The organism is Escherichia sp. KTE52 (genome assembly GCF_000408325.1).
Lineage (GTDB): Bacteria > Pseudomonadota > Gammaproteobacteria > Enterobacterales > Enterobacteriaceae > Escherichia > Escherichia marmotae.
In genome coordinates this window covers 784,277-800,241 of the sequence record NZ_KE138676.1, presented here as the reverse complement: position 1 = coordinate 800,241, position 15,965 = coordinate 784,277, and the positions used below count along the sequence as shown (strand labels likewise).

At 49.2% G+C, this 15,965-nt stretch carries 15 protein-coding genes and 3 pseudogenes; 10 read left to right on the top strand and 8 right to left on the bottom strand.

The features are described from left to right. Positions 1–102: 102 nt before the first annotated feature. From A1SC_RS17235 to sad, 4 genes are all read right to left on the bottom strand, one after another. On the bottom strand, positions 103–1,521 hold the full coding sequence (locus A1SC_RS17235) for a sensor domain-containing diguanylate cyclase (RefSeq protein ID WP_016262002.1): 1,419 nt from the start codon (positions 1,519–1,521) through the stop codon (positions 103–105). A gap of 138 nt (positions 1,522–1,659) precedes the next feature. Beyond that, positions 1,660–2,019 (bottom strand): DUF4186 domain-containing protein, encoded by a 360-nt coding sequence (locus A1SC_RS17240; RefSeq protein WP_016248688.1) that lies wholly within the window; start codon positions 2,017–2,019, stop codon positions 1,660–1,662. Further along, positions 2,019–2,945 carry a glutaminase B gene (glsB, locus tag A1SC_RS17245; protein WP_000257432.1) on the bottom strand — a complete coding sequence of 309 codons (927 nt, stop codon included), beginning with the start codon at positions 2,943–2,945 and terminating at the stop codon, positions 2,019–2,021. The genes A1SC_RS17240 and glsB overlap by 1 nt, the downstream gene beginning before the upstream one ends. A 63-nt stretch (positions 2,946–3,008) precedes the next feature. Then, positions 3,009–4,397, bottom strand: a complete 1,389-nt coding sequence (sad, locus tag A1SC_RS17250) for a succinate-semialdehyde dehydrogenase (protein ID WP_016262001.1) — start codon at positions 4,395–4,397, stop codon at positions 3,009–3,011. Positions 4,398–4,497: 100 nt separating this feature from the next. Here sad and A1SC_RS17255 point away from each other — a divergent pair. Beyond that, positions 4,498–5,267 (top strand): annotated as a pseudogene (locus A1SC_RS17255) (LysR family transcriptional regulator). A gap of 169 nt (positions 5,268–5,436) precedes the next feature. Then, positions 5,437–6,627 (top strand): L-arabinose MFS transporter, encoded by a 1,191-nt coding sequence (gene ydeA / locus A1SC_RS17260; protein WP_000210461.1) that lies wholly within the window; start codon positions 5,437–5,439, stop codon positions 6,625–6,627. Between the two features lie 159 nt (positions 6,628–6,786). Here ydeA and marC read toward each other — a convergent pair whose 3' ends face one another. Further along, positions 6,787–7,452, bottom strand: coding sequence for an NAAT family transporter MarC (gene marC, locus A1SC_RS17265; protein WP_000885037.1), 666 nt, complete (start codon positions 7,450–7,452; stop codon positions 6,787–6,789). A gap of 211 nt (positions 7,453–7,663) precedes the next feature. Between marC and marR the strand changes: the two genes are divergently transcribed. Genes marR through marB form a run of 3 tightly spaced genes read left to right on the top strand, consistent with a single transcriptional unit; the run spans position 7,664 to position 8,752 of the window. Continuing rightward, a complete protein-coding gene (marR, locus tag A1SC_RS17270; RefSeq protein ID WP_000843428.1) occupies positions 7,664–8,098 on the top strand; it encodes a multiple antibiotic resistance transcriptional regulator MarR in 435 nt (144 codons plus the stop codon). A 20-nt stretch (positions 8,099–8,118) separates the two neighbouring features. Then, entirely contained in the window at positions 8,119–8,502 is a 384-nt protein-coding gene (marA, locus tag A1SC_RS17275) for an MDR efflux pump AcrAB transcriptional activator MarA (RefSeq protein WP_000091195.1), read from the top strand. Positions 8,503–8,533: 31 nt separating this feature from the next. Further along, the gene (gene marB, locus A1SC_RS17280; RefSeq protein WP_000803534.1) at positions 8,534–8,752 is read left to right on the top strand and encodes a multiple antibiotic resistance protein MarB; all 219 of its coding nucleotides are present in this window, start codon (positions 8,534–8,536) and stop codon (positions 8,750–8,752) included. Between the two features lie 30 nt (positions 8,753–8,782). On the opposite strand, the gene eamA is transcribed toward marB, so the two are convergent. Further along, positions 8,783–9,682 carry an O-acetylserine/cysteine exporter gene (eamA, locus tag A1SC_RS17285; RefSeq protein ID WP_000087186.1) on the bottom strand — a complete coding sequence of 300 codons (900 nt, stop codon included), beginning with the start codon at positions 9,680–9,682 and terminating at the stop codon, positions 8,783–8,785. 194 nt (positions 9,683–9,876) lie between these two features. Here eamA and ydeE point away from each other — a divergent pair, with 194 nt between their 5' ends. The 4 genes and pseudogenes from ydeE to mgtT all read left to right on the top strand — a co-directional run bounded on the left by ydeE (position 9,877) and on the right by mgtT (position 11,596). Then, positions 9,877–11,064 (top strand): efflux MFS transporter YdeE, encoded by a 1,188-nt coding sequence (gene ydeE / locus A1SC_RS17290; RefSeq protein ID WP_001054142.1) that lies wholly within the window; start codon positions 9,877–9,879, stop codon positions 11,062–11,064. Positions 11,065–11,105: 41 nt separating this feature from the next. Continuing rightward, a pseudogene (locus A1SC_RS26175) lies at positions 11,106–11,288 on the top strand (helix-turn-helix domain-containing protein); the annotation flags it as partial. A gap of 107 nt (positions 11,289–11,395) precedes the next feature. After that, positions 11,396–11,491 (top strand): protein MgtS, encoded by a 96-nt coding sequence (mgtS, locus tag A1SC_RS17295; RefSeq protein ID WP_000901364.1) that lies wholly within the window; start codon positions 11,396–11,398, stop codon positions 11,489–11,491. Beyond that, positions 11,491–11,596 (top strand): annotated as a pseudogene (gene mgtT, locus A1SC_RS25610) (protein MgtT). The gene mgtS and the pseudogene mgtT overlap by 1 nt, the downstream one beginning before the upstream one ends. A 114-nt stretch (positions 11,597–11,710) precedes the next feature. Here the strand turns inward: mgtT and dgcZ are convergent. Together dgcZ and dcp are read right to left on the bottom strand one after the other, a co-directional pair. Beyond that, the gene (dgcZ, locus tag A1SC_RS17300) at positions 11,711–12,601 is read right to left on the bottom strand and encodes a diguanylate cyclase DgcZ (protein WP_000592792.1); all 891 of its coding nucleotides are present in this window, start codon (positions 12,599–12,601) and stop codon (positions 11,711–11,713) included. Positions 12,602–12,979: 378 nt separating this feature from the next. Beyond that, a complete protein-coding gene (gene dcp, locus A1SC_RS17305) occupies positions 12,980–15,025 on the bottom strand; it encodes a peptidyl-dipeptidase Dcp (protein ID WP_016261999.1) in 2,046 nt (681 codons plus the stop codon). 129 nt (positions 15,026–15,154) lie between these two features. On the opposite strand from dcp, the gene ydfG reads away from it, so the two are divergent. Further along, positions 15,155–15,901, top strand: a complete 747-nt coding sequence (gene ydfG / locus A1SC_RS17310; protein WP_000636576.1) for a bifunctional NADP-dependent 3-hydroxy acid dehydrogenase/3-hydroxypropionate dehydrogenase YdfG — start codon at positions 15,155–15,157, stop codon at positions 15,899–15,901. Positions 15,902–15,965: the final 64 nt, after the last annotated feature.

Here is a 15,965-nt window from a genome sequence, read left to right as displayed (position 1 = left end):
TAAGAGAAAAATGTGGCGCAGATCATGGTTCTGACGGTATTTATTCAACCGCCAGAGTGGTAGAACACATTATTCTGAAACAGCGGAAAAATAATAAAGCTGTCAGACAACTTCCTCACCATAACGCATGGTGCTGGTGCGGTTACGCCCATCTTTTTTCGAGCGATAGAGACACGTATCAGCTTCAACCATCAATTTATTGAAGTCATCAGTTAGTGTACTGTATGAAGCACATCCACTACCGACACCGATGCTGACCGTAAGATAGAGCGTCTTTTGTTGCCAGGTAAAAGGTTGAAGTTCGACAGCTTTGCGGATTTTCTCCGCTATCAATAGACCATCGACGGGATTCACTGAAGGTACAGCAACGGCAAACTCTTCTCCCCCCATCCGCGCCACCAGCCCTTTATCGCCCACAATTTTCTGAATATGCTGAGCAAATACGCTTAAGACTTTATCGCCACATTCATGACCATAGTTGTCGTTAATGCTTTTGAAATAGTCGATATCAAGCAGCATGACGGTCAGATGTTGTGTCTGTTGCAGCGATGGACTTTTCAGCGCCTCATAAAGACCGGATCGTGAGTACACCTGTGTCAGAAAATCAAAATCGGCACGCAGAGAAACTTGCTTCATCAGTGAATTAATCGCCGCCACGCTAAAGGAAACCATAATTGGGCAAATGGCCATCGTGGCAATGCCCAGACGAGCGGAAAACATTTGCGGAATCGAGAACGGCGAACCGACAGCGATATCAATCACCGAATTAGCCACCAGCACGATTTCTACCGCTCCGGTGATAAAGGTCAACAGACACGTAGCCTGTGGCGTATAGCGCACCGCACACCAGATTAATGCCGGCAGCGGAAATGCCAGACTCCCTGCACCGCCAATCGCCACTGAGGCAATGACCGACACGATCAGCGCAATGACAGGCATCATCTGCTCTGCTTTAAAACGCGGTAATACTCCCGGAATTGCCAGCGTCAGCATACAAGGAACAATCAACACGCCTGTTGAGAATTGTTCACTAAACCAGTCAGCAAGCAAAGGCCAGAAATCAAGACTATCAATACTGACCGAACCAATCGCGCCGACGATGGCACATAATAAAGCGGCAATCAGACAGTAATTAAATAACCGTAAGGCACTTACTGGTTCATATTTATTTTTCCCCAGACGCTTATCCCGTACCACCAACAGAGCAACGGTCACAATAAACATCATATTGGATAAATTAATAACCAGCGAGACCAGCCCCCATTCGGTGGTCATGGCATCATAAGCCAGCATTGCCACGTAACAGATAGCATAGTAATGCAGACGATTAAGCCAGACATAGCGGGCAAATACCCCTGCCATTACACCATTGAGCGGCCAGAAAAGAGAGAGTTCATGAACCAGGCGTAGCTCTGCACCAATAAAATAGAACAGCGTCGTTAGCGCAAAAATTGCAATGCTATTACGTAGCAGATGACCTTCCTGGAACAAACGGAAAGTGGATATGGGGTGTACATACATTAATTATCTGTCCATACAATTGCGGATGGCAATTATCTCAACGCAATAAGTAAATTCTCATAAAGGATAGCATGTTCGCTGACAGCGGCGACAAGGAAAGATATCAGTCAGATGATCTTTTGGCTTTTACCACCATTCTTATGGCTGATTCATCTGTATAACCAGCCAGTGGTAGATAACCGTCACGATATAACGTTGTTGTTCCTCACTTAACGAAACACCCTGCGGAATGTCATGCCACTTAGCCAGACAACCACGGCAACAGGTCGCGGTGGCGTGCTGAGCGATAAACACCGGATGCCCACGCATGGGGGTTTGCTTACCATCGTTCGCCGGTAATGCCGGAGCAAGACGCTTAGCGACAAAATCCGCCGCATGTTGTTCTATAACCGGCGCGCCCTTCTCCAGACAATACTGACGCTCTTTCACACCCAAACGAAAGCGGGAGCGAAATTTTGAACGGGATAAACGCGCGAAGAGTGGATCAAGTGACTGCATTAATAAACCGAGCGTCCTAATTGTTTCGTCAATTGTTCAAGTACTGCGATACCGGCAAGAGAGTTGCCCGCATCATCCAGTTCCGGGCTCCATACCGCGATAGCCATTTCATGCGGGACGATCGCAACAATACCGCCGCCAACGCCAGATTTCGCCGGAAGCCCCACTCGCCAGGCGAATTCACCCGCGTTCTGGTACATTCCGCTCGTTGCCATCAGCGCATTAATTTGCCGTGCCTGCATCGGCGTTACTACTGGCTCATCGATATGAAAAGCCTTCCCCTGATTCGCCAGAAAGACAAACGTCCGCGCCAGCTCAACACAACTCATTTTCAGTGCGCAGTAATGAAAGTAGTTTTGCAGAACGGTAGTTACATCATGATGGAAATTACCAAACGACTTCATCAGCCAGGCGATCGCCGCATTTCTCGCAGAATGTTCAAACTCGGAACGCGCCACCACCGTATCGTAGGCAATATCAGACACGCCGCTTAAGCCGCGCACCACTTCCAGCATACGCTGCCGCGGGGCGCTTAACCGCCCTTGCAGCATATCGCAGACGACCAACGCACCGGCATTAATAAACGGATTGCGTGGAATGCCCTGCTCCATTTCCAGTTGCACCAGGGAATTGAACGGCGATCCAGACGGATCTTTGCCGACGCGTTGCCAGATCTCCTCTTCGGAGTAATGACGCATAGCGACAACGAGACTGAGCACTTTGGAAATAGATTGAATGGAAAAACGTTCTTGCGCGTCTCCGGCCTGAAAAAGCTGCCCATCAACGGTACAAATGGCAATCCCCAGGCGGGAGCCATCGACGGTTGCCAGTGCCGGAATATAATCTGCGACTTTACCCTGACCAATTAGCGGCCGCACTTGCCGCAAGATGTTTTCTAAAATTACATTATCCATGGCGACAGCCACACTCTGCTCCTTGCTCGCAGGTCTGAAAAGACCTGCGAGTATAACAGAGCTAAATATGTGACGTCAGATCCGGTCTTTCCACACCGTCTGGATATTACAGAACTCATGTAAACCGAAATGGGAAAGCTCACGACCAAAACCACTCTTCTTCACACCACCAAAGGCGACTCGCGCATCGCTGGCGCAAAAACCATTGATAAACACGCCACCGCATTCCAGACGTGCTGCCATCTGTCTGGCTCGTGTTTCGTCAGCGGTAAAGATCGTCGCAGAAAGACCGAACTCGCTGTCATTAGCCAGTTTCAGCGCATGTTCCGCATTTTTTGCTATGGTGATTGCGGCAACGGGGCCAAAAAGCTCTTCACGAAACGCCGTCATTTCGGGGGTGACATTAGCCAGAACCGTTGGCGGATAGTAGTTACCTTCCCCTGCCATCTTTTCTCCGCCCAGTAACAAACGCGCCCCCTGCGCCAGTGTTTTTTCCACCTGATGATGTAGCTCATCACGCAAATCAAAACGTGCCATCGGGCCGAGATCGTTCTCTTCGTCACGTGGATCGCCCATTTTTAACGCCGCTGCAGCCGCTACGAAACGTTCGGTAAATGCCGAAGCAATTCCCTCTTCGATGATAAAGCGTTTTGCCGCCGCACATACCTGCCCGGTATTCTGATAACGTCCGATAACCGCAGCTTTCACGGCCAGCTCCAGATCGGCATCGTTAAGCACAATAAACGGATCCGAACCCCCCAGTTCCAGTACGCATTTTTTTAGCGCTGCGCCGGCCTGTGCGCCAATAGCCGCTCCCGCACGGACACTGCCGGTCACCGTGACCGCTGCAATACGCGGGTTTTTAATCATCCGGCTGACACCATCGTTGTCAGCATTCAGCCAACCATATACGCCTTGTGGGATACCGGCATCTTGAAATACCTGGGCAATTAACTGTGCACAACCTGACACATTCGGCGCATGTTTAAGTAAGTAACTGTTACCCGCAAGAATGATAGGAACAGCACCGCGCATGACCTGCCATAACGGGAAGTTCCACGGCATAACTGCAAGGATTGTCCCCATTGGGCGATATTCAATGACCGCTTGCTGGTTCTCAACCAGTGTAGGTTCAGCTTTCAGCATTGCCGGGCCATGCTCTGCATACCAGTCGCACAAATTCGCTGATTTCACTACTTCGGCACGCGCCTGTTTGATGGGCTTACCCATTTCACGGGTGATCATTTGCGCCATCTCTTCGCTACGCGTACGCAGAGCCTTAGCGATATCACGCAGTTTCTTCGCCCGGTAATCTATGCTCGTCTCGCGCCAGTCGCGATAGCCTGTCGCCGCAAGCTGAAGAGCGTTTTCAATATCGTCAGCACCAGCCCACGGCAGTGAAGAAAGTTGTTCACCATTGGCTGGATTTATCGAAATGGCATGGGTCGCCGGAGTGATGGTCATTGGGGTATCTCCTTCATGAGTCAGGGTAAAAAGATACGCAGATTTACTCTTACTTTAAAATGAATAATATTAAGCCACTTATTCACGAATTGAGAATACTATGGATCTAACCCAACTGGAGATGTTTAACGCCGTTGCTGAGGCAGGCAGCATTACCCAGGCTGCGGCAAAAGTGCATCGTGTACCTTCTAATCTCACGACCCGTATACGCCAACTGGAAACAGAACTCGGCGTTGAACTGTTTATTCGCGAGAATCAGCGGTTACGGCTTTCTCCCGCCGGGCATAATTTTTTACGCTATAGCCAACAAATTCTCGCGCTGGTGGATGAGGCGCGGAACGTTGTAGCTGGCGATGAGCCGCAAGGTCTGTTTTCTCTCGGGTCGCTGGAAAGCACCGCCGCTGTGCGTATTCCGGCAACGCTGGCTGAATTTAACCGTCGCTACCCTAAAATTCAGTTTTCACTCTCTACCGGCCCATCCGGCACCATGCTGGACGGTGTACTGGAGGGGAAACTGAATGCGGCATTTATCGATGGGCCAGTCAGGTTAATGGCTGTAACATTTATGCCTTCCGTGCCAATTGCTCGTATCGCCGCCATTTTGAGCGCTGGTTTCATGCTGACGGCGCAGCGCCGGGGACTATTCATGAGATGGAGTCATATCACGGCATGCTGGCTTGTGTTATCGCGGGTGCAGGCATTGCGCTTATCCCTCGCTCTATGCTGGAAAGTATGCCAGGGCATCATCAGGTTGAAGCCTGGCCGTTAGGTGAGCAATGGCGTTGGTTAACAACCTGGCTGGTCTGGCGTCGCGGTGCGAAAACACGTCCGCTTGAGGCATTTATTGAGCTGCTGGATGTGCCAGACTAAGCATGATGAAAAAATTTTCTGCTCTGTATGTTGTACCTGCCACTCACGCAGTAGTTGGCACAACATGAAGCGGCAAAACGCGACACAGGTCACAAAGTCATTGTATTCAGATCATTAACCGTTTTAAGATCATTTCATTACCTTTTCGCAACTCACCCGATAATCTGTTATGACAACGAATATTGTTTCCCGCAAAGTGGCGTGGCTACGGGTAGTTACGCTGGCAGTCGCCGCCTTTATCTTCAATACCACTGAATTTGTTCCTGTTGGTCTGCTTTCTGACATTGCGCAAAGCTTCCATATGCAAACCGCACAAGTCGGTATCATGTTGACCATTTATGCGTGGGTAGTGGCGCTAATGTCACTGCCTTTTATGCTAATGACCAGCCAGGTCGAACGCCGCAAGCTGCTGATCTGCCTGTTTGTGGTGTTTATCGCCAGCCACATCCTGTCATTTTTATCGTGGAGTTTTACTGTTCTGGTGATCAGCCGTATTGGCGTAGCTTTCGCTCATGCTATTTTCTGGTCGATTACGGCGTCACTGGCGATCCGTATGGCACCCGCCGGAAAGCGAGCGCAGGCATTGAGTTTAATTGCCACCGGCACAGCACTGGCAATGGTATTAGGTTTACCTATCGGGCGCATTGTGGGGCAATATTTCGGCTGGCGAACGACATTCCTCGCGATCGGTATCGGGGCGCTTCTTACCCTTCTGTGCCTCATCAAGCTACTGCCATTACTGCCCAGCGAACATTCCGGCTCATTAAAAAGCCTTCCGCAACTGTTCCGCCGCCCGGCATTGATAAGCATTTATTTGCTGACTGTGGTGGTCGTTACCGCCCATTACACGGCATACAGCTATATCGAACCTTTTGTGCAAAACGTTGCGGGATTCAGCGCCAACTTTGCCACGGCATTGCTGTTGATGCTCGGTGGCGCGGGCATTATTGGTAGCCTGATTTTCGGTAAGCTTGGTAACCAGTATGCATCTATTCTGGTCAGTGCTGCGATTGCGCTGTTGCTGGTGTGCCTGGCGTTACTGTTACCTTCGGCAAGTAGCGAGATACACCTCGGCGTACTGAGCATTTTCTGGGGGATCGCGATGATGATCATCGGGCTTGGGATGCAGGTTAAAGTGCTGGCGCTGGCACCGGATGCCACCGACGTTGCGATGGCGCTATTCTCCGGGATATTTAATATTGGCATTGGTGCCGGGGCGCTGGTGGGTAATCAGGTCAGTCTGCACTGGTCGATGTCGATGATTGGTTATGTGGGCGCAGTTCCGGCACTTGCCGCATTGATATGGTCGATCATAATATTCCGCCGCTGGCCTGTGGCACTCGAAGAACAGACACGATAATTGGAAGGCCCGAACGCGGTGCCGGATTCGGCGGGAACGCCTTATCCGGCCTACAAAACCACGCAAATTCAATACATTGCAGAGATCAGGCCTGATAAGCGTAGCGCATCAGGCAATTTTGCTTTTGTTATCAGTCTCAAAGGCCCATTCGGGCCTTTTTTAATGGTAAGTTTTAATAATTTCCAGGATGCCGTTAATAATAAACTGCACACCCATACAAACCAGTAAGAACCCCATCAGGCGGGAGATCGCTTCAATTCCTCCCTTGCCCACCAGCCGCATAATGGCACCAGAGCTACGCAGACTTCCCCATAAAATGACCGCCACCAGGAAAAAGATCAGCGGCGGCGCAACCATCAGTACCCAGTCCGCGAAAGTTGAGCTCTGACGCACAGTGGACGCCGAGCTAATGATCATCGCAATGGTTCCCGGCCCGGCGGTACTTGGCATTGCCAGCGGCACAAAAGCAATATTGGTGCTGGGTTCATCTTCCAGTTCTTCCGATTTACTTTTTGCCTCCGGAGAGTCCGTTGCCTTTTGCTGTGGAAAGAGCATACGAAAACCGATAAACGCAACGATTAGTCCGCCTGCAATCCGCAGACCGGGAATCGAAATGCCGAAGGTATCCATCACCAGTTGCCCGGCGTAATACGCCACCATCATGATGGCAAATACATACACTGAGGCCATCAACGACTGGCGATTACGTTCGGCACTGTTCATGTTGCCCGCCAGACCGAGAAACAACGCTACGGTAGTAAGCGGGTTAGCTAACGGCAGTAACACCACCAGCCCCAGACCAATCGCTTTAAACAAATCTAACATTGGTGATTGTTATCCTGTGTCTCTTAGTTATCAGCGAAAAGTATAAAGGGTAAACAAGGAGAAAGTTTCACTCTTTAACTTTCCTTGCATTGCGCTGACCAAAACTTGAACCGATTTAGCAAAACGTGGCATCTGCCAACCCATTCATTTGACTTATACTTGCCTGGGCAATATTATCCCCCGCAACTAATTACTTGCCAGGGCAACTAATGTGAAAAGTACCAGCGACCTGTTCAATGAAATCATCCCATTGGGTCGCTTAATCTATATGGTTAATCAGAAGAAAGACCGTCTGCTTAACGATTATCTGTCACCGCTGGATATCACTGCGGCACAGTTTAAGGTGCTCTGCTCTATCCGCTGCGCAGCGTGCATTACACCGGTCGAGCTGAAAAAAGTGTTGTCGGTCGACCTGGGAGCACTGACCCGTATGCTGGATCGCCTGGTCTGTAAAGGTTGGGTGGAACGGTTGCCTAACCCGAATGACAAGCGCGGCGTGCTGGTAAAGCTCACCGCCAGCGGCGCGGCAATATGTGAACAATGCCATCAATTAGTTGGCCAGGACCTGCATCAAGAATTAACAAAAAACCTGACGGCGGACGAAGTGGCAACGCTTGAGCATTTGCTTAAGAAAGTCCTGCCGTAAACAAAAAAAGAGGTATGACGATGTCCAGACGCAATACTGACGCTATTACTATTCATAGCATTTTGGACTGGATCGAGGACAACCTGGAATCACCACTGTCACTGGAAAAAGTGTCAGAGCGTTCAGGTTACTCCAAATGGCACCTGCAACGGATGTTTAAAAAAGAAACTGGCCATTCATTAGGTCAATACATCCGCAGCCGTAAAATGACGGAAATCGCGCAAAAGCTGAAAGAAAGTAACGAGCCAATACTCTATCTGGCAGAACGTTATGGTTTCGAGTCCCAGCAAACCCTGACCCGCACCTTCAAAAACTATTTTGATGTTCCGCCGCATAAATATCGGATGGCGAATATACAGGGCGAATCGCGCTTTTTACATCCGTTGAATCATTACAATAGTTAGTTAAAACGTGACAACGTCACTTGAGGCAATCATGAAACCACTTTTATCCGCAATAGCAACCGCGCTTATTCTCTTTTCCGCGCAGGGATTTGCGGAACAAACTACGCAGCCGGTCGTTACTCCCTGCGGCGATGAAGTGATTGTTCCTCCATCGCAGGAACAACCCCCTTTCGATTTAAATCACATGGGGACAGGCAGTGATAAGTCGGATGCGCTGGGCGTGCCTTATTATAATCAACACACCATGTAATTAATTCTGGCCCCGGGATATCGGGGCTTATTAGCCTCTCACCTTCACCGCTTTACGCCAGCGCAAACCAAACACATTGATATACAGCCCACCCATTATCAGCACCGCACCGAAAAATTGCAGACCCGTTAATCGTTCATCCAGCAATAATGCCGCACTTGCCAGACCAACTACCGGCACCAGTAACGATAACGGTGCAACACGCCAGGTTTCATAGCGACCCAGCAGCGTCCCCCAGATCCCATAACCGACAATTGTCGCCACAAACGCCAGATACATCAGAGACAAAATGGTGATCATGTCGATAGTGACCAGGCTGTGAATCATGGTTGCAGAACCATCGAGAATGAGTGAAGCGACAAAGAACGGAATAATGGGAATTAATGCACTCCATATCACCAGCGACATCACCGCCGGACGCGATGAATGCGACATGATCTTTTTATTGAAGATGTTGCCACACGCCCAGCTAAATGCTGCCGCCAGGGTCAACATAAAGCCGAGCATCGCTACATGCTGACCGTTCAGGCTATCTTCGATTAACACCAGTACACCAAAAATCGCTAAGGCGATCCCCGCCAGTTGTTTGCCATGCAGTCGCTCACCGAAAGTAAACGCGCCAAGCACGATAGTAAAAAACGCCTGAGCCTGTAATACCAGCGAGGCCAGTCCAGCCGGCATACCGAAGTTAATGGCGCAGAAGAGAAAGGCAAACTGCGCAAAACTGATGGTTAAACCATACCCCAGCAGTAAATTCAGCGGTACTTTCGGCCGTGCGACAAAAAAGATAGCCGGGAAAGCGACCAGCATAAAGCGCATACCGGCCAGCATCAGCGGTGGCATGTTGTGAAGTCCCACTTTGATGACCACAAAATTAAGCCCCCACACCACCACAACCAGTAGCGCCAATAACCCATCTTTTCGCGACATTCTACCGCCTCTGAATTTTCATCTTTTGTAAGCAATCAACTTAGCTGAATTTACTTTTCTTTAACAGTTGATTCGTTAGCCATCGTTTCCGACGGCATTAATGGCAAATAAGTCGCTATACTTCGGATTTTTGCCATGCTATTTCTTTACATCTCGAAAACAAAACATAACAAAACGCACCGCCGGACAGCCAAATGAACTTATCCCTGAGACGCTCTACCTGCGCCCTTCTCGCCTCATCGTTGTTATTAACCATCGGACGGGGCGCCACGCTACCGTTTATGACCATTTATTTGAGTCGCCAGTACGGTCTGGGAGTCGATCTGATCGGTTATGCGATGACAATTGCACTAACCATCGGCGTGGTTTTTAGCCTTGGATTTGGCATTCTGGCGGATAAGTTCGACAAGAAACGTTATATGTTACTGGCAATTACCGCCTTCGCCAGCGGTTTTATCGCCATTCCCCTGGTGGACAGCGTAACGCTGGTGGTGCTGTTCTTTGCTCTCATCAACTGCGCCTATTCCGTTTTTGCTACCGTGTTGAAAGCCTGGTTTGCCGATAATCTTTCATCCACCAGCAAAACGAAGATCTTCTCGATCAACTACACCATGCTCAACATTGGCTGGACCATCGGCCCACCGCTCGGCACGCTATTGGTGATGCAAAGCATCAATCTGCCCTTTTGGCTGGCCGCCATCTGTTCCGCGTTCCCCATGCTTTTCATTCAAATTTGGGTAAAGCGCAGCGAGAAAATTATCGCCACAGAGGCGGGTAGCGTCTGGTCGCCAAAAGTTTTGTTACAGGATAAAGCTCTGCTGTGGTTCACCTGCTCTGCTTTTCTTGCTTCTTTCGTGAGCGGTGCTTTTGCCTCGTGCATTTCACAATATGTGATGGTGATTGCTGATGGCGATTTTGCCGAAAAGGTGGTCGCGGTTGTTCTTCCGGTTAATGCTGCGATGGTGGTTACGTTGCAATATTCCGTGGGTCGTCGCATTAATCCGACCAACATTCGCGCATTAATGACGGTGGGCACCCTCTGTTTTGTCGTCGGTCTGATCGGGTTTATCTTTTCCGGCAACAGCCTGCTACTTTGGGGAATTTCAGCCGCGGTATTTACCCTCGGTGAGATCATTTATGCCCCTGGTGAGTACATGTTGATTGACCATATTGCGCCGCCGGGGATGAAAGCCAGTTATTTTTCCGCCCAGTCATTAGGCTGGCTTGGCGCAGCGATAAATCCACTGGTGAGTGGTATCGTGCTCACTACCATGCCGCCTTCCTCGCTGTTTGTCATCTTAGCGTTGGTGATCATTGCGGCGTGGATGCTGATGTTAAAAGGTATTCGCACCAGAACGTGGGGGCAGCCGGTGCTTTGTTGACGGACGAGCCGTGCCAGTGTGGTACGGCGCTGCGGATTATTTTCCTGCGACAACGGCGATTAATACGCGTACAGGATTATCTGCAAAATTCGGCTTTTAACATCGATAAAATTGCCGAGCTGACGGGGTTTAGTCATTCAGCGTTACTGCGTCATCATTTTCACCAGCTTTTTTTATTATCCCCTTCACAATATCGGAAAAACAACCGACCACCATCACATTAACCACCTAATTCAGCCTTCGTTTAGGTTACCTCTGCTAATATCTTCCTCATTGAGATGAAAATTAAGGTAAGCGAGGAAATACACCACACCATAAACGGAGGCAAATAATGCTGGGTAATATGAATGTTTTTATCGCCGTACTGGGAATAATTTTATTTTCTGGTTTTCTGGCCGCGTATTTCAGCCACAAATGGGATGACTAATGAACGGAGATAATCCCTCACCTAACCGGCCCCTTGTTACAGTTGTGTACAAGGGGCCTGATTTTTCTGACGGCGAAAAAAAAACCGCCAGTAAACCGGCGGTGAATGCTTGCATGGATTGATTTGTGTTTTGCTTTTACGCTAACAGGCATTTTCCTGCACTGGTAGCGGATCGCTGACACAGTAGCATCACGTTTCTCAATGAATGTTAAACGGTGTTTAAACTCGAGTAATCACGCTCTGTTCATCAATAAACATGCAGCGGTTTCTTCCGGTCTGCTTACCTTCATACATTGCTCTGTCTGCTCTTCCGATTACCGCATCCAGCGACTCTTCAGGAAATGCCCGGCTGACTCCAGCGGTCACGGTTATGTTGATATGCCCGTCAGAATGTGCAATTGCGTGGTTATCGACTAACTGGCAAATACGAACTCCGGCACGGCATGCCTCTTCATCATTAGCAGCTTTGACGATGATGATAAATTCTTCGCCGCCATAGCGATAAACCGTTTCGTAATCACGCGTCCAGGTAGCTAAGTAAGTTGCCAGCGTGCGTAATACCACATCGCCTATTAAATGCCCGTAGGTATCATTAACCAATTTAAATCGGTCTATATCCAGCAATATTAAATAGAGATTCAACGGCTCAGCATTGCGTAATTGATGATCAAAGGACTCATCAAGAACCCGACGACCGGGTAAGCCAGTCAGAACATCCATATTGCTACGAATAGTTAAAAGGTAAATTTTGTAATCGGTTAATGCCGCGGTAAAAGAAAGTAACCCGTCCTGAAATGCGTCAAAATGCGCTTCCTGCCAGCGATTTTCAACAATAGCCAGCATTAACTCCCGTCCGCAGATATGCATATGCTGATGCGCAGAATCCATTAGCCGAACGTAAGGTAATTCATCGTTATCGAGTGGCCCCAGATGATCAATCCACTGACCAAACTGGCACAGCCCATAAGAATGGTTATCTGTAATTTCTGGCTTACTGGCATCTTTCGCTACCACGCTGTGAAACATACTCACCAGCCACTGGTAATGGGCATCAATAGCCTTATTGAGATCTAACAAGATGGCATCGATTTCCGTTGTCTTCTTGATCATTGCCACTCCTTTTTCACAGTTCCTTGTGCGTTCTATTGTAACGGGAGAAAAGAAAACTTATGTCAACAATTCCATAGAAAAATATTTACTAATGGATAAAAACATAACCGCGTGATTTAAAACAAAATACGCAGAAAAAAAATAATTAAATCTGGCAAAACAGGTTCAATTTAAGCCAGAAGATATAATACTGATTATGCCGAAGGGGGGAAAACAATGGCCAGATGGATTAGAGCATCTGGCAGTATTATAATTCTACAAATGTACGGAGATACCGAATAACAATTCCAGACATAGCAGTGGGAAACTAAAAACAGAAATGAATAACATAGTATATATTGCCCCGGGCAGGAATCAGTCCGGGGCAATATGGGAGAGTTAAACATCCAGCCCGCGATGTTGCAACATTGGTGCAATCTGTGGTGCCTTACCGCGCCATTGACGATACAGACGTTCTAAATCTTCGCTGTTGCCTTTGGAGAGGATTGCCTCGCGAAAATATTGCCCATTTTCACGCGTTAATCCGCCCTGCTCAACAAACCACTGATAACCATCGTCTGCCAGCATTTGCGTCCACAGATACGCGTAGTAACCCGCCGCATATCCGCCGCCAAAAATGTGGGCGAAATAACTGCTGCGATAACGTGGCGGTACAGCAGGAAGATCCATATTTTCCGCCACCAGCGCCCGCTGTTCGAAATCGTCCACATCCTGCATCGCCTCATTCTCTTGCAAACAGTGCCAACGCATATCGAGAAGCGCAGCACTAAGCAGTTCGCTCATCTCATAGCCTTTATTGAACAGGCTGGCATCGCGCATTTTCTGTTGCAGAGTTTCCGGCATGGCTTCTCTGGTTTGATAATGTCGGGCATAGCGGGCGAACACCTGCGGATGCGTTGCCCAGTGTTCGTTGATTTGCGACGGAAATTCAACAAAATCACGCGGCGTATTGGTGCCGGAAAGCGTGGCATAACGCTGGCAGGCAAACAGACCATGCAATGTATGTCCAAACTCATGGAATAAGGTAATAACGTCATCCCACAGCAACAAGGCAGGCTCACCAGCAGCGGGTTTTTGATAATTGCAAACGTTATAAATTACCGGGCGCGTTTCATTGAGCGTAGATTGCTCGACAAAATTACCCATCCACGCGCCGCCACTTTTTGAATCACGGGCGAAGAAGTCACCGTAAAATAGCGCCAGTCCAACACCGTTATGATCAAAGATTTCCCAGACCCGCACATCCGGGTGATATACCGGTATATCAAACCGTTCGACAAACTTAATGCCGAAAAGCTGATTGGCGGTCCAGAATACCCCTTCATTCAGTACCGTGTTTAATTCAAAATAAGGTTTGAGTTGCGCCTCATCAAGATCGAATTTCTCACGACGTACCTGTTCGGCGTAAAACGCCCAGTCCCACGGCTGTGCGCTAAAACCGTCTTGCTGTTTTCCGATAACCGCCTGAATAGACGCTAATTCATCGCTCGCACGCTGACGCGCCGCCGGAACAATTTCCCGCATAAAGTTGAGTGCCGCTTCTGGCGTTTTTGCCATCTGGTCGGCTATTTTCCATGCGGCATAATGAGGGAAGCCAAGTAATGTTGCCTGTTGCGCGCGGATCTCCACCAGCCGTTGAATGATAGCGCGGGTATCGTTGGCATCATTTTTTTCCGCACGCGTCCAGGCTGCAGTGAACAGTTTTTCACGTGTGGAACGATCGCGGAGTTCCGCAAGCGCCGGTTGTTGCGTAGTATTCAGCAGCGGGATAAGCCATTTGTTATCCAGACCTTTCTCGCGAGCCGCCCCGGCCGCCAGGGCAATCTCTTGCTCACTCATGCCTGCCAGTTGCTGAATATCGTCAACCACCACTCCACCGGATTTGTTCGCAGCTAATAACCGCTGGTTAAACTGACTGGTCAGCGTCGCGGCTTCGGTGTTCAGCACTTTTAATTTTGCTTTATCCGCATCTTCAAGTTGGGCTCCGGCAAGGACAAAACGCTGATGAATAACGTCAACCAGTCTAATGGATTCACTATCAAGCCCTAGGGATCCGCGGCGCTGCCAGACTGCATCCACCCGCGCGAATAATTCGCCGTTCAGATAGATATCATTAGCCAGTTCCGCCAGTTCGGCGGAAAACTGTTCATCAAGACGCTGTAACTCATCGTTGGTATGCGCCGCTGTCATGGCAAAAAAGACGCTGGTGACGCGGGTAAGCAATTCACCGCTCTGTTCCAGCGCCAAAATCGTGTTAGTGAAATCAGGTGTCTGCGGGTTGATCGCGATAGCGGTAATCTCAGCCCGCTTTTGCCGCATCCCCTCGTCGAAAGCCGGACGATAGTGATGATCTGCAATTTGATCAAAACGGGGAGCCAGATACGGCAGTGTGCTTTGCACAAGGAAAGGGTTCATTGTTGTCATTTTCTTCTCCTGAACGCGAGGTGTCCCATAGCGTAGGCTGACTGGTAACGGAGTGCAAACCAGTATTACCTGCTCTTAAGCATCACGTGCTATGTTAAGGGACACACAAAAGCGTTGAGGAACAGTGAGATGATCGTTTTAGTAACTGGAGCAACGGCAGGTTTTGGTGAATGCATTACTCGTCGTTTTATTCAACAAGGCCATAAAGTTATCGCTACGGGTCGACGCCAGGAGCGGTTGCAGGAGTTAAAAGACGAGCTGGGCGATAACCTTTATATCGCCCAGCTCGATGTTCGTAATCGCGCCGCTATTGAAGAGATGATGGAATCGCTTCCTGCCGATTGGCGTGACATTGATATTCTGGTGAATAACGCCGGGCTGGCGCTGGGTATGGAACCTGCACATAAAGCCAGTGTCGAAGACTGGGAAACAATGATTGATACCAACAATAAAGGCCTGGTGTATATGACGCGTGCCGTGCTGCCTGGCATGGTTGAGCGTAATCGAGGTCATATTATTAACATTGGTTCAACGGCAGGTAGCTGGCCATATGCTGGTGGCAACGTTTATGGCGCAACAAAAGCATTCGTTCGTCAATTCAGCCTGAATCTGCGTACTGACCTGCATGGCACTGCGGTTCGTGTCACTGACATCGAGCCAGGTCTGGTCGGCGGTACTGAATTTTCCAATGTCCGCTTTAAAGGCGATGACGGTAAAGCGGAAAAAACCTATCAAAACACCGTTGCGCTGACGCCAGAAGATGTCTGTGAAGCCGTCTGGTGGGTGGCGACTCTCCCGGCTCACGTTAACATCAATACTCTGGAAATGATGCCAGTTACCCAGAGCTATGCCGGACTGAATATCCATCGCCATTAATTTTTATACCCGGCCTAACCGCCGGGTTATTGTTTGTCACAAAAAAGTGGTAGACTTGCTCAGT

Bases quoted from the DNA above. Each gene is read 5' to 3' on its own strand.
- marB (WP_000803534.1), top strand. From the start codon at position 8,534: ATGAAACCACTTTTATCCGCAATAGCAACCGCGCTTATTCTCTTTTCC.
- ydfG (WP_000636576.1), top strand. From the start codon at position 15,155: ATGATCGTTTTAGTAACTGGAGCAACGGCAGGTTTTGGTGAATGCATT.
- A1SC_RS17240 (WP_016248688.1), bottom strand. From the start codon at position 2,019: ATGCAGTCACTTGATCCACTCTTCGCGCGTTTATCCCGTTCAAAATTT.
- marC (WP_000885037.1), bottom strand. From the start codon at position 7,452: ATGTTAGATTTGTTTAAAGCGATTGGTCTGGGGCTGGTGGTGTTACTG.
- marA (WP_000091195.1), top strand. From the start codon at position 8,119: ATGTCCAGACGCAATACTGACGCTATTACTATTCATAGCATTTTGGAC.
- eamA (WP_000087186.1), bottom strand. From the start codon at position 9,682: ATGTCGCGAAAAGATGGGTTATTGGCGCTACTGGTTGTGGTGGTGTGG.
- sad (WP_016262001.1), bottom strand. From the start codon at position 4,397: ATGACCATCACTCCGGCGACCCATGCCATTTCGATAAATCCAGCCAAT.
- dcp (WP_016261999.1), bottom strand. From the start codon at position 15,025: ATGACAACAATGAACCCTTTCCTTGTGCAAAGCACACTGCCGTATCTG.
- ydeA (WP_000210461.1), top strand. From the start codon at position 5,437: ATGACAACGAATATTGTTTCCCGCAAAGTGGCGTGGCTACGGGTAGTT.
- dgcZ (WP_000592792.1), bottom strand. From the start codon at position 12,601: ATGATCAAGAAGACAACGGAAATCGATGCCATCTTGTTAGATCTCAAT.
- ydeE (WP_001054142.1), top strand. From the start codon at position 9,877: ATGAACTTATCCCTGAGACGCTCTACCTGCGCCCTTCTCGCCTCATCG.
- A1SC_RS17235 (WP_016262002.1), bottom strand. From the start codon at position 1,521: ATGTATGTACACCCCATATCCACTTTCCGTTTGTTCCAGGAAGGTCAT.
- mgtS (WP_000901364.1), top strand. From the start codon at position 11,396: ATGCTGGGTAATATGAATGTTTTTATCGCCGTACTGGGAATAATTTTA.